Origin of the sequence: Streptomyces sp. NPDC050264 (genome assembly GCF_040655895.1) — a bacterium.
In the GTDB taxonomy this organism is placed as follows: Bacteria; Actinomycetota; Actinomycetes; order Streptomycetales; family Streptomycetaceae; genus Streptomyces.
Genome location: NZ_JBFAKV010000001.1, coordinates 418,522 through 431,271, shown reverse-complemented (window position 1 = coordinate 431,271; position 12,750 = coordinate 418,522). Strand labels below are relative to the sequence as shown.

General features: G+C 71.0%; 12 protein-coding genes. 5 read left to right on the top strand and 7 right to left on the bottom strand.

Features of this window, described 5'->3' with window-relative positions; all coding sequences use genetic code 11:
- Positions 1-6 precede the first annotated feature (6 nt).
- Genes AB0J02_RS01960 through AB0J02_RS01950 form a run of 3 tightly spaced genes read right to left on the bottom strand, consistent with a single transcriptional unit; the run spans position 7 to position 2,709 of the window.
- A complete protein-coding gene (locus AB0J02_RS01960; protein WP_363191549.1) occupies positions 7-891 on the bottom strand; it encodes a metal ABC transporter permease in 885 nt (294 codons plus the stop codon).
- Positions 892-904: 13 nt separating this feature from the next.
- Positions 905-1,681, bottom strand: coding sequence for a metal ABC transporter ATP-binding protein (locus AB0J02_RS01955; RefSeq protein ID WP_363191547.1), 777 nt, complete (start codon positions 1,679-1,681; stop codon positions 905-907).
- A gap of 35 nt (positions 1,682-1,716) precedes the next feature.
- Complete coding sequence (locus tag AB0J02_RS01950; protein ID WP_363191546.1) at positions 1,717-2,709, bottom strand: metal ABC transporter substrate-binding protein; 993 nt, start codon at positions 2,707-2,709, stop codon at positions 1,717-1,719.
- Positions 2,710-2,878: 169 nt separating this feature from the next.
- Between AB0J02_RS01950 and AB0J02_RS01945 the strand changes: the two genes are divergently transcribed.
- The gene (locus AB0J02_RS01945) at positions 2,879-4,261 is read left to right on the top strand and encodes a glycine--tRNA ligase (RefSeq protein WP_363191545.1); all 1,383 of its coding nucleotides are present in this window, start codon (positions 2,879-2,881) and stop codon (positions 4,259-4,261) included.
- Positions 4,262-4,379: 118 nt separating this feature from the next.
- Positions 4,380-4,592: a hypothetical protein gene (locus tag AB0J02_RS01940; RefSeq protein WP_363191544.1), complete on the top strand. Its 213-nt coding sequence runs from the start codon at positions 4,380-4,382 to the stop codon at positions 4,590-4,592.
- A 22-nt stretch (positions 4,593-4,614) separates the two neighbouring features.
- Here the strand turns inward: AB0J02_RS01940 and AB0J02_RS01935 are convergent, their stop codons facing one another.
- From AB0J02_RS01935 to AB0J02_RS01925, 3 genes are all read right to left on the bottom strand, one after another.
- On the bottom strand, positions 4,615-5,202 hold the full coding sequence (locus tag AB0J02_RS01935; protein WP_363191543.1) for a TetR family transcriptional regulator: 588 nt from the start codon (positions 5,200-5,202) through the stop codon (positions 4,615-4,617).
- Positions 5,203-5,226: 24 nt separating this feature from the next.
- Positions 5,227-6,255: an aldo/keto reductase gene (locus tag AB0J02_RS01930; protein WP_363191542.1), complete on the bottom strand. Its 1,029-nt coding sequence runs from the start codon at positions 6,253-6,255 to the stop codon at positions 5,227-5,229.
- 98 nt (positions 6,256-6,353) lie between these two features.
- Positions 6,354-7,787 (bottom strand): MFS transporter, encoded by a 1,434-nt coding sequence (locus AB0J02_RS01925; RefSeq protein ID WP_363191541.1) that lies wholly within the window; start codon positions 7,785-7,787, stop codon positions 6,354-6,356.
- A gap of 112 nt (positions 7,788-7,899) precedes the next feature.
- On the opposite strand from AB0J02_RS01925, the gene AB0J02_RS01920 reads away from it, so the two are divergent.
- Complete coding sequence (locus tag AB0J02_RS01920; RefSeq protein WP_363191540.1) at positions 7,900-8,784, top strand: helix-turn-helix transcriptional regulator; 885 nt, start codon at positions 7,900-7,902, stop codon at positions 8,782-8,784.
- On the opposite strand, the gene AB0J02_RS01915 is transcribed toward AB0J02_RS01920, so the two are convergent.
- Positions 8,779-10,248, bottom strand: a complete 1,470-nt coding sequence (locus AB0J02_RS01915; RefSeq protein WP_363191539.1) for an MFS transporter — start codon at positions 10,246-10,248, stop codon at positions 8,779-8,781. The genes AB0J02_RS01920 and AB0J02_RS01915 overlap by 6 nt on opposite strands.
- Before the next feature lie 149 nt (positions 10,249-10,397).
- Between AB0J02_RS01915 and AB0J02_RS01910 the strand changes: the two genes are divergently transcribed.
- Positions 10,398-11,315, top strand: coding sequence for a helix-turn-helix transcriptional regulator (locus AB0J02_RS01910; RefSeq protein ID WP_363191538.1), 918 nt, complete (start codon positions 10,398-10,400; stop codon positions 11,313-11,315).
- A gap of 84 nt (positions 11,316-11,399) precedes the next feature.
- A complete protein-coding gene (dusB, locus tag AB0J02_RS01905) occupies positions 11,400-12,539 on the top strand; it encodes a tRNA dihydrouridine synthase DusB (RefSeq protein ID WP_363191537.1) in 1,140 nt (379 codons plus the stop codon).
- Positions 12,540-12,750: the final 211 nt, after the last annotated feature.

Here is a 12,750-nt window from a genome sequence, read left to right as displayed (position 1 = left end):
ACCGAGTCATACCTCGGCGGCAGCCTGCTTCGGGATCGAGCACTCCGCCGGGTCGCCGGTGACCGCCGTCGCCGCTCGTGCCCGGCGCCGGGCCAGTGGTGCGGCCAGCAGCGTGAGGGCGATGAAGACGCCGATGGTCAGGAGCACGATCGTCGCGCCGGGCGGTACGTCCTGGTAGTACGACGTGACGGTGCCGCCCAGCGTCACCACGACACCGATGGCGACCGCGATCACGAAGGTCGCCTTGAAACTGCGGGTCAGCTGCTGCGCCGCCGCCACCGGGACGACCATCAGCGCGGAGACCAGGAGCAGGCCCACCACGCGCATCGCCACCGTCACGGTGACCGCGGCGGTGACCGCGATCAGCAGGTTCAGGGCGCGCACCGGAAGGCCGGTGACCCGGGCGAACTCCTCGTCCTGGCTGACCGCGAACAGTTGCCGGCGCAGGCCCACCGTCACCAGGACCACGAACGCCGCGAGCAGGCAGATCGTGACGACGTCCTGCTGCGAGACCGTGGTGAGCGAGCCGAAGAGGTACGAGGTGAGGTTGGCGGTCGAGCCGCCCGGCGCCAGGTTGATGAACATGACGCCCGCGGCCATGCCGCCGTAGAAGAGCATGGCGAGCGCGATGTCGCCGCGGGTCCTGCCGTACCAGCGGATGAGTTCCATGAGGAGCGCGCCGAGGACGGAGACGAGCATCGCCATCCACACCGGGGACATGGAGAAGAGGAAGCCGAGGCCGACACCGGTCATCGCCACGTGGCCGATGCCGTCGCCCATCAGGGCCTGGCGGCGCTGCACCAGGTAGATGCCGATGGCCGGGGCCGTGATGCCGATGAGGACGGCGGCGAGCAGGGCCCGCTGCATGAAGGCGTAGTCGAGGAATTCCATGATCGTGTGGCCTCTAGCTCAGCAGTCCGGTACGGATCGGTTCGGCGTCCGCCGCGGAGTGCGGGTGGACGTGGTCGTGGCCCGGCAGCGCGTGCTGTCCGACCGCCTTGGGCGGCGGTCCGTCGTGCAGGACGCAGCCGTCGCGCAGTACGACCGCCCGGTCGATCAGCGGTTCCAGCGGGCCGAGTTCGTGCAGGACGAGCAGGACCGAGGCGCCGGTCGCGACCTGTTCGCGCAGGGTCGCGGCGAGGATCTCCTGGCTGGCCAGGTCGACGCCCGCCATCGGCTCGTCCATGATCAGCAGCTCGGGTTCGGCGGCCAGGGCGCGGGCGATGAGCACGCGCTGGTGCTGGCCGCCGGAGAGGGCGTCGACCGAGTCCTTGGCGCGGCCGGCCATGCCGACCAGTTCGAGGGCGCGGCGCACCGCGTCCCGGTCGGCGGCCCGCAGCATGCCGAAGCGGGCCCGGGACAGCCTCCCTGAGGAGACGACCTCGGTGACCGTCGCGGGCACGCCGCCGGCGGCCGTCGTGCGCTGCGGTACGTAGCCGACGCGCGCCCACTGCTTGAAGCGGCGCCGGTCCGTGCCGAACAGCTCGATCTCGCCGCCGGTGAGCGGCACTTGGCCGATGATGCTGCGCACGGCGGTCGACTTGCCGGAGCCGTTCGCGCCGAGCAGGGCGACGACCTCGCCGCGGCCCACGGTCAGGTCGATGCCGCGCAGCACCGGGCGCGAGCCCAGTTCTGCCGTCACCCCGCGCAGGGTGATGACGGGTTCCGTGGGGTCGCTCATCTCGGTGCCGCCCTTCAAGTCGCTTGCTCCGTACGTCACTTGGCGCCGAGAGCCTTTTGCAGCGCCGCCAGGTTCGACTTCATGACCTGGAGGTAGTCGTCGCCCTTGGACTTGTCGGTGATGCCCTCGATCGGGTCGAGTACATCAGTCTTGAGCTTCGCGTCGTTCGCCAGGGTCTTGGCCGTCTTGTCGCTGACGAGGGTTTCGTAGAAGACGGTGGTGACGCCGTCGGCCTTCGCCATCTTCTGGAGGTTCTTGACGCGGGCGGCGCTGGGCTCGCTCTCCGGGTCGAGGCCGCTGATGGCCTCCTCGGTGAGTCCGTAGCGCTCGGCGAGGTAGCCGAAGGCGGCGTGCGTGGTGATGAACACGTCGGAGTCGGTGTTCTTCAGACCGTCCTTGAACTCGGTGTTCAGTCCGTCCAGCTTCTTGAGCAGCGCGGCGGTGTTCTTCTTGTAGTCGGCCGCGTTGTCCGGGTCGGCCTTCTCCAACGCCTTGCCGACGCCCTCGGCGACCTCGGCGTACTTCACCGGGTCGAGCCAGATGTGCGGGTCGGAGCCCTCGCTGTCGTGGTCGTGCCCGTCGTCGGCCGCGTGCTCCTCCGCGTGCCCGCCGACCTCGTTGCCGTGCTTCTCCAGGGTGGTCAGGGAGGCCGCGTCGATCTTCGTCTTGGTGCCGGACTGGTCGATCGCCTCGTCCACGGCGGGCTGCAGGCCCTTCAGGTACAGGGCGACGTCGGACTCCTCGATCTGGGCGCGCTGCTGGGCGCTGACCTCCAGGTCGTGCGGCTCCTGGCCGGGCTCGGTGAGGTTGCTGACGTCGACGTGGCTGCCGCCGATCTCCTGCGCGAGGTACTGCATCGGATAGAACGACGCCACGACGTCGAGCTTGCCGTCGTTCTTGCCGTCCGCGCTCGACGAGGAGCAGGCGGACAGGGCCGTCAGCCCGAGCACTGTGGCGGCGGCGACGGCGGCGGTGGATATGAGGCGGCGGCGGGGGCGACGAGCGAGGCGTACGTTCATGACACTCATTTTCAACAAAAGTGGAAACGATTGTCAACAACGACTTCGTCACGCTCGGTCCCGCTCTGTACCCCGGAACCGATTTGGTTGGAGGGGTGGGCCCGCCGGTAACCTGAAGCATTCGCTCCCGGAGCGCGTATCCAGCGAGCTTCATCGTCGTCGTAATGAAGAGAGCACCGTGGCCGCCGACAAGATCGACACCATCGTCAGCCTCAGCAAGCGCCGTGGCTTCGTCTACCCCTGCAGCGAGATCTACGGTGGTCAGCGCGCCGCCTGGGACTACGGTCCGCTGGGCGTGGAGCTGAAGGAGAACCTCAAGCGCCAGTGGTGGCGCTACATGGTCACTTCGCGCGAGGACGTCGTGGGTATCGACTCTTCGGTGATCCTGGCCACGGAGGTCTGGCAGGCGTCGGGCCACGTCGCCACGTTCACCGACCCGCTCACCGAATGCACCTCCTGTCACAAGCGGTTCCGCGCGGACCACTTGGAGGAGGCGTACGAGGCCAAGCACAACAAGCTTCCCGAGAACGGCCTCGCCGACCTCAACTGCCCCAACTGCGGCAACAAGGGCACGTTCACCGAGCCCAAGCAGTTCTCCGGCCTGCTCTCCACGCACCTCGGCCCGACCCAGGACAGCGGCTCCGTCGCCTACCTGCGTCCCGAGACCGCGCAGGGCATCTTCACCAACTTCGGCCAGGTCCAGACGACCTCGCGCCGCAAGCCGCCGTTCGGTATCGCCCAGATGGGCAAGAGCTTCCGCAACGAGATCACGCCCGGCAACTTCATCTTCCGCACCCGCGAGTTCGAGCAGATGGAGATGGAATTCTTCGTCAAGCCGGGCGAGGACGAGGCGTGGCAGGAGTACTGGATGGAGCAGCGCTGGAACTGGTACACCGGCCTGGGCCTGCGTGAAGAGAACATGCGCTGGTTCGAGCACCCGGCGGAGAAGCTCTCCCACTACTCCAAGCGCACCGCCGACATCGAGTACCGCTTCCGCTTCGGCGGCAGCGAGTGGGGCGAGCTGGAGGGCGTCGCCAACCGCACGGACTACGACCTGACCGCGCACTCCAAGGCCTCCGGCCAGGACCTCTCCTACTTCGACCAGGAGAAGGGCGAGCGCTACACGCCGTACGTCATCGAGCCCGCGGCCGGTGTCGGCCGCACCATGCTCGCCTTCATGCTCGACTCGTACTTCGAGGACGAGGCGCCCAACGCCAAGGGCAAGATGGAGAAGCGCACGGTCATGCGCTTCGACCCGCGCATCGCCCCGGTGAAGGTCGCGGTGCTCCCGCTGTCCCGCAACCCCGAGCTGTCCCCGAAGGCCAAGGGCCTGGCCCAGGCGCTGCGCCAGCACTGGAACATCGACTTCGACGACGCCGGCGCGATCGGCCGCCGCTACCGCCGCCAGGACGAGATCGGCACGCCGTTCTGCGTCACGGTCGACTTCGACACCCTGGACGACAACGCGGTGACGGTGCGCGAGCGCGACACCATGAAGCAGGAGCGCGTCTCCCTCGACCAGATCGAGGGCTACCTGGCCAGTCGCCTGATCGGCTGCTGACACCGGTACGCGTACGTGCGTGAAGGTGCCCCGGTCCGCCGTTTCGACGGCGGGCCGGGGCCTTTTGCTGCACACTGCACTTCGGTAGGCGACGCCCTCACGGGGAGGCGATGACGGGATGCCCCAGACCACCGGCAGCAGCGTGAGCCGCTGGGACCAGCACGGGCGCGGTCATGTCGTACGCGTCGAACGGTCCGGCGTGCAGCGGCAGTTGACGTGCGAGACCTGCGGCTGGCGACGCTCGGCGCAGTTCCTGCCGTGGCTCAAGGCGCAGGAGCACCTGGAACGGGAACACCAGGCGACAGTGGACCCGTCGGCGTCCGGAGGCTGACGCTCCGGCGCGCGGCGACCGCCTAGCGGGCCGTGATGCCGCGCAGCACCAGGTCCACCACCGCGTCGAACGCCTCCCGGCTGCCCGGCAGGGACCACTCCGCGGCGTACACCGGATCGTGGAAATGGGCCGTGGCGTAAAAGAACGCGCGGGCCGTGGCGGCCACGTCCGGCGCCTCGAACTCGCCCCGCCCGACGCCCTCTTGAAGGATCGCGGCGAGCTGGCTCAGGAGCTCGCCGAGGTGGGCGTCGACCACGTCGCTGTTCTCCGTCGTCAGCACCGTGTACGTGGCGAACAGCTCGGGGTCGTCGCCCGCCTTGTGCTGCTTCGCCTCGAAGAGGGCCGTGAGCCAGTGGCGCAGCTTCGCCCCGGGCGCCTCCGGGCCCGCCACGACCTCGGACAGGACGCCGGTGGTGCGCTCCAGCCAGCGCTCGGTGACCGCGCCGCGCAGCTCCGCCTTCGTACGGAAGTGCCGGTACACCGAGCCGTGGCTGACCCCCAGCGCGCGCGCCACGTCGACCACGGTGGCCTTCGCGGCGCCGTGCCGGCGCAGCACGTCCTCGGTCGCGGCGAGGATGCGCTCGGGGGTCAGGGGTTCGGTCGGTGCCATGTCAGTGACCGTACCGGGCGGCGATCAGCGCTCGCTGTCGAGGTGTGCCATCTGGGCCGCCGGGTAGCGCTCGCCGGCCGCCGCGTCCGCGGGCACGGCCTCCTCGATCGCGGCGAGGTCGGCGGCGGTGAGGGTGACGTCGAGCGCGCCGAGGGCCTCGGTCAGACGGTCGCGGGTGCGGGCGCCGACCAGCGGCACGATGTCGTGGTCGTGCTGCGCGCCCCGGGCCAGCACCCAGGCGATCGCGATCTGCGCGACGCTCACGCCCTGCTGCTCGGCGATCTTGCGGAGGCGGTCGACGAGGTCCAGGTTGTGCCGCAGGTTCTCGCCCTGGAAGCGGGGGCTCATACCGCGGAAGTCGTTCGCGGCGAGCGTGCGGTCGCGGGTGAAGTGCCCGGAGATCAGGCCGCGCGACAGGACCCCGTACGCGGTGATGCCGATGCCCAGCTCGCGGGTGGTCGGCAGGATCGACTCCTCGATGCCGCGCGAGATGAGGGAGTACTCGATCTGCAGGTCGGAGATGGGCGCGGTCGCGGCGGCCCGGCGGATCGTCTCCGCGCCGACCTCGGAGAGGCCGATGTGCCGGACGTGCCCCTTCTCGATCAGCTCGGCGATGGCGCCGACGGTCTCCTCGATCGGCACGTCGGGGTCCAGGCGGGCGATGCGGTAGACGTCGATGTGGTCGACGCCGAGGCGCTGCAGGCTGTACGCGGCGAAGTTCCGCACGGCGCCCGGCCGCCCGTCGTAGCCGCTCCAGCCGCCGTCCGGGTCGCGCAGCGCGCCGAACTTCACGCTGGTCAGCGCCGCCTCGCGGGCCGCGGTGGGGGCCGTGCGCAGGGCCTCGCCGATCAGCATCTCGTTGTGGCCCATCGCGTAGAAGTCCCCGGTGTCGAGGAGGGTGACGCCCGCGTCGAGAGCGGCGTGGATGGTGGCGATCGCCTCCGCGCGGTCGGCGTCGCCGTACAGCGCGGACATCCCCATGCAGCCGAGGCCGAGCGCGGAGACGCGGGGGCCGGTGGTGCCGAGGGGGCGAGTGGGGAGGGTGGCGCTCATGCGAACTCCTTGGGGCTGAGGCTCGGGGTACCTCCACCTTGGCATGACAGATGACAGATTTCAATATCTGTCATCTGTCACCTGTCATTTGTTTCCTGTCAGGCCACCGCCCGGGGCAGCCGCAGACTCAGCGCCACCGTCAGCGCCACCGCCCCGAGCTGCACGAGCAGCGTCGTCACCAGGGCGTCGCGCATGCCCAGGGAAGGGGCCAGGGAGAGGAAGAGGGTGCCGAGCGTGGCCACTCCCAGGGCCAGGGCCGCCTGCTGGATCGTGGTCATCACGCCGCCGCCGACGCCTGCCCGCGTCGCCGGTACCTCGGACAGGATGATCCGGAAGAGGATGGGCAGTTGGAGTGCCTGGCCCGCGCCGGCGAGTGCGGCGCCCGGCAGCAGCTGGAGCACTCCGAGCTCCGGCCAGGTGCGCCAGGCCGCCAGCGCGATCAGCGCCACCCCGGCGCCCTGCAGCAGACCGCCCGCCGTGACGACACGGGTGCCCCAGCGGGCCACCAGACGCGGGCCGGCGAGCGACGCCGCGAAGAAGACCGCCGCCATCGGGGCCAGCGCCAGACCCGCCGCGGTCGCGCTCAGCCGCTCACCCTGCTGCAGCGCCACCGCGATGACGAACATGAACCCGCTGAAGCCGACGGAGAACGGCAGCACCATCACCAACCCCCGTCGCAGGGAGACCAGTTGGAAGAGGGGCGGCGGGATCAGCGGCGAGCCGCCCGCCCGGTCCGCCCGGCGCTCCACCGCGTAGAAGGCGTACGAAAGGACCGGGAACGCGGCGAGGGACAGCCACGTCCACAGCGGCCAGCCCGCCGCCCGGCCCTCGGTCAGCGGCGCGAGCAGCGTGACCAGGGCGAGGGTGAGCAGCACCGTGCCGGGCACGTCGACCGGTTCGGGGCGCGCCGAGCGGGTCTCCGGCACCGCCCGGACCGTGAGGACGAGGGCCACGACGACGACCGGCACGTTCACCAGGAAGACCGAGCGCCAGCCCGTGCCGAACAGGTCCGCCGAGACGAGTACGCCGCCCAGGACCTGCCCCGTCACCATCGACAGCCCCGCGGTCGCCCCGTACATGCTCATGGCCTTGGCCCGGCGCGGGCCGGCCGTCGTGGCCTGGATCGTGGCGAGCACCTGCGGCAGCATCGCGGCCGCCGCCGCACCCTGCGCGACCCGCGCCACCACCAGCGTCCACGCCGTCGGGGCCAGGCCGCAGGCGAGCGAGGTGAGACCGAAGGCGGCCATGCCACCGATGAACAGGCGGCGGCGGCCGAGCAGATCGCCCAGCCGGCCGCCGAGGACCAGCAGCACGGCGTACGCGATGCCGTACCCGGCGATGATCAGTTCCAGGACCGGCTCGCTCGCCGACAGATCGCGGTCGATGGTGGGCAGCGCGACGTTCACGATGAAGAAGTCGATGAGGGGCAGGGCCGCGCCGAGCAGCACGGTGAACAGACCCGGGCCGCTCAGCGAGAGGCCGGGCGCCGCGGTGGGCGGCGCGACCGGCGGGGACTGCGTGTGTGTGGTCATGGACCGAGCGTCCGCCGCCGCCCAGGCTGGTACCAGAGTCTCCTTATCCTGGTAGAACCTCTACCCGGAAACAGGATGGCCGCGGCTGCGCGGGCGGGTACACGCTGGGGAGATGACCACCATGACGCAGGACGCCCGGCCCACCGAGATCCGGCGGCACGAGCTGGCCGGGTTCCTGCGCAGCCGCCGCGAGCGCATCACGCCCGAGGAGGTGGGCCTGCCGCGCGGCCGGCGCCGCCGCACCCCCGGCCTGCGCCGTGAGGAGGTCGCGCAGCTGTCGGCGGTCGGCGTCACCTGGTACACGTGGCTGGAGCAGGCCCGCTCCATCCAGGTCTCGGCGCAGGTCCTCGACGCGCTGGCCCGCACCCTGCGCCTCGACGCGAGCGAGCGCGCCCATCTGTTCGGCCTGGCCGGCGCGATCGACCCGACACCGGCGGCGAGCTGCACCACGCTCACTCCCGAACTGCGGGAGATGCTCACGCAGTTGGAGCCGATGCCGGCCTGCGTGCAGAACAGCCGCTACGACATCCTCGCCTACAACCGCACGTACGGGCGGCTGCTCTGCGACCTCGACGCGATCCCGCCCGAGGACCGCAACATGATGCTCCTCGCGTTCACGCACGAGGAGTGGCGCTCCGCGATCGTCCACCTCGACGACGTGCTGCGCGTCATGGCCGCCAAGTTCCGGGCGGGCATGGCCGACCATCTCGCCGAGCCCGCCTGGAAGCTGGTCCTGAAGCGGCTGCTCGACGAGTCCGCCGAGTTCCGCGAGCTGTGGGGCCGCCACGAGGTCGTGCAGTCGATTCCCAGCAAGGTCAAGCACTTCCGCAACCCGCACGTGGGCGTGCTCGCCGTCGTGCACACCGATCTGTGGCTGGGCCGGGACTGCGGGGCCCGCATGGTGACGTACACCGCGGCGGACGACGCGACCCGCGAACGCCTCGACCGGCTCCAGGAGTTCGTCACCCGGCCGGTCTCGACCCGGCCGGTCTCATGACCCGGCGGCGGCCCGCGCGGCCGCCGCGTCCGCGGGCTCCTCAAGGCGTTCGGCCGTCCGCCGCGCCGTCTCGCGTGCCCAGCGCCCGCTGGTCAGCGCGCCGAGGACCAGCACCGCGAGACCGCACCCGGCGATGATCCACCAGCAGGCCCGGCCGGCGGCGACGAAGGAATGGGCGTACGAGGACCCCGCGACGCCCGACGCGAGGACCGCGCCGATGACGGCGACGCCGAGGGTCTGCCCGATCTGCCGGCTGGTCGAGGCGACGGCCGCCGCGACACCGGCCTGCGCGCGCGGCATCCCGGAGACGGCGGTGTTGGTGATGGGGGCGTTCACGAAGCCGAAGCCGATGCCGAACAGGACGTAGCCGATGAACAGCGTGACGTTCGACGTCTCGGCGTCGAACGCCGCGAACAGGACGCCGCTCACCGTCATCATCGTGCCCGCGACCAGGAGCGGCAGCCGCGGCCCCCGGTTGCCGACGAGCCGCCCGGACAGCGGCGCGCAGACCAGCGTCATCGCCGCCATCGGCAGCATCCACAGGCCGGCGTGCAGGGCGTCCAGGCCGCGTACGTCCTGGAGGTACAGCGTCGACAGGAACAGGAAGCCGCCGAGCGCGGCGAAGCCGCAGACCGCGATGACCGTCGCCCCGCTGAACGGCGCCGAGCGGAAGAACCGCAGGTCGATGAGAGGTTCGGCGCGGCGCGGCTCGTACAGCAGGATCCCGGCGAGCGCGGCGACGGCGACCACCGTGCAGGAGATGATCCGGGCCGACGTCCAGCCCGCCTCGGGCGCCTCGATGATCGCGTACGTCAGTGAACCGAGCAGCGCGATGACGAGGATCTGGCCGACCGGGTCGGGGCGGCGGGCCTTGGGGGCGCGGGACTCGGGCACGTAGCGGATGGTGAGCAGCAGCGCGGCGAGGCCGACGGGCAGATTGATCCAGAAGATCGAGCGCCAGCCGACCGAGTCCACGAGCACGCCGCCCACCAGCGGGCCCGCGGCCATCGAGATGCCGACGACCCCGCCCCACACACCGATGGCGCGGGCCCGCTCGCGCGGGTCCGTGAACGTGTTCGTGATGATCGACATCGCGACGGGGTTCAGCATCGAGCCGCCCACGGCCTGCACCATCCGGAACGCCACCAGCGTCTCCAGACTCGGCGCGAGCGAGCAGGCCACCGACGCCGCCGTGAACACGACGAGCCCGATCTGGAAGACCTTGCGCCGCCCGATCCGGTCGGCCGTCGAACCGGCCAGCATCAGCAGCGCGGCGAGGACCAGCGTGTAGGCGTCGATCGTCCACTGCATGCCCGAGAGGGTGGCGTCGAAGTCCTTCGCCATGGAGGGGAGGGCGACGTTCAGGACGGTGTTGTCGAGGCTGACGATCAGCAGGCTCATGCAGCAGATCGCCAGGATGAGCATGCGCCGCCGATGGGTCAGGGTGCGTGGTGCGTCGGGCATGTTTTCGACGGTAGCCGCAATGGTGACGGGACGGGCACGTGAGGTCATGACGCCCAGCGTCCTCGACCGCCCAGCCGGGTACCAGAGTCTCCTTATCGTGTTACAGGCAGTACCTGGCAACAGGATGAGCGCGGAGGCATCCTGGTGGTATGACGACTGCGACGAGGGCCGGGGCCACTGCCGGGGCCACTGCCGGATCCGCTTCCGCCGCTCCTGCTGCCGGTTCCTCGGCCGCCGAGCTGCGCCGCGCCGAGCTGGCCGCGTTCCTGCGCAGCCGCCGCGAGCGCATCACCCCGGAACAGGTGGGCCTGCCGGGCACCGCCCGCCGCCGCACCCCGGGCCTGCGGCGTGAGGAGGTCGCGCACCTCGCCTCGGTCGGCATCACCTGGTACACGTGGCTGGAGCAGGGCCGCGCCAGCAACGTCTCGGCCGGTGTCCTGGACGCCATCGCCCGCGCGCTGCTGATGGACCCCACCGAGCGCGCCCACGCCTTCGCCCTCGCCGGGACCACCGATCCGCGCGCCGAGACCGTGTGCCCGGCCGTCACACCCACGGTCCTGCGCATGCTGCGGCGGCTGGAGCCCTATCCGGCCGAGGTGAAGAACGCCCGGTACGACGTCCTCGCGCACAACCAGGCCTACGCCGACGTCTTCGGCGACCCCGCCGAGCTGGACCCCGGGCACCGCAACGCCCTGTGGATGATGTTCATGAACGACCGCCAACGCGTGCGGTTCCTCGACCGCGACGTGATGCTGCCCGAGCTCATCGCCAAGTACCGCAAGGCGATGGCCGAGCATCTCGCCGAACCCGCCTGGAGGACGCCCGTCGACGAACTCCTCGCGGCTTCACCGGAGTTCCGCGAGCTGTGGGAGCTGCGTGAGGTCGCGCCGATGGTCTCGCACATCAAGCGGTACGAGCACGTGGACCCGGAGATCGGCCTGCTGCGCCTCGAGCACCGCCACATGTGGCTGGCACCGGAGAGCGGCGCGTACCGCGTCGTCGCGTACGTCCCCGCGGACGACGAGACCGAGGAGCGCCTGGAGCGGCTGGCGGCCGCACCGCGCTGACCGGCGTACACCGCGCTGACCGGCGTATACCGCGCGGGCCCCCATCCGTGCGGACCCCCGTTCGGCGTACGGGACAATGGAGGCATGACCGCTACGACCCCGCCCCTCACCGTCGGACCGCACACCGTCGTCCCGCCCGTGGTCCTCGCACCCATGGCGGGGATCACCAACGCTCCGTTCCGCACCCTGTGCCGCGAGTTCTCGGGCGGCAAGGGGCTCTTCGTCAGCGAGATGATCACGACGCGGGCGCTGGTCGAGCGCAACGAGAAGACCATGCAGCTCATTCACTTCGACGAGAGTGAGAAGCCGAGGTCCATCCAGTTGTACGGGGTCGACCCGGCCACCGTCGGCAAGGCCGTCCGCATGATCGCGGAGGAGGGCCTCGCCGACCACATCGACCTGAACTTCGGCTGCCCCGTCCCGAAGGTCACGCGCAAGGGCGGCGGCTCGGCCCTCCCGTACAAGCGCCCCCTGCTGCGGGCGATCCTGCGCGAGGCGGTGACCGGCGCGGGCGACCTCCCGGTCACGATGAAGATGCGCAAGGGCATCGACGACGACCACATCACGTTTCTCGACGCCGGCCGGATCGCGGTCGAGGAGGGCGTGACGGCGATCGCGCTCCACGGGCGGACCGCCGCCCAGCACTACGGCGGCACCGCCGACTGGGATGCCATCGCCCGGCTCAAGGAACACGTCCCCGAGATCCCCGTCCTCGGCAACGGTGACATCTGGTCGGCCGACGACGCGCTGCGCATGGTCCGCGAGACCGGGTGCGACGGGGTCGTCGTCGGCCGGGGCTGCCTCGGCCGGCCGTGGCTCTTCGCCGACCTGGTCGCGGCGTTCGAGGGACGGCCCGAGCGGGTCCGTCCCACGCTGCGGGTCGTGGCCGACGCGATGGTGCGGCACGCGACGCTGCTCGGTGAGTGGATCGGGGACGAGGCGCGGGGCGTCATCGACTTCCGCAAGCACGTGGCCTGGTACCTGAAGGGCTTCGCCGTCGGCTCCGAGATGCGCAAGCGGCTGGCCATCACCTCGTCCCTCGCCGAACTCCGTTCGGGCCTGGACGAGTTGGACCTCGACCAGGACTGGCCGGCCGGCGCGGACGGCCCTCGCGGGCGGACGTCCGGCAACAACAGGGTCGTACTGCCGGACGGGTGGCTGCGGGACCCGTACGACTGCGCGGGGCTCTCCGAGGACGCCGAGTTGGACACGTCCGGAGGCTGACCGCCCCCGCCGCTGAGCGTCTGCGTGGTTTCCACCGTCCCCAGAGTGCGTCACCGCCGTGGCTGAACGCGCAGTTCCCCGCGCCCCTGAGCGTCTGCCGGGTTCCGCCGTCCTGACGGTGCGCCGTCGTCGTTGCTGGTCGCGCAGTTCCCCGCGCCCCTGGAGCATGCGGCTTCGCCGCAGTCTCATGAGGGTGCGCCCTGCGCAGTCC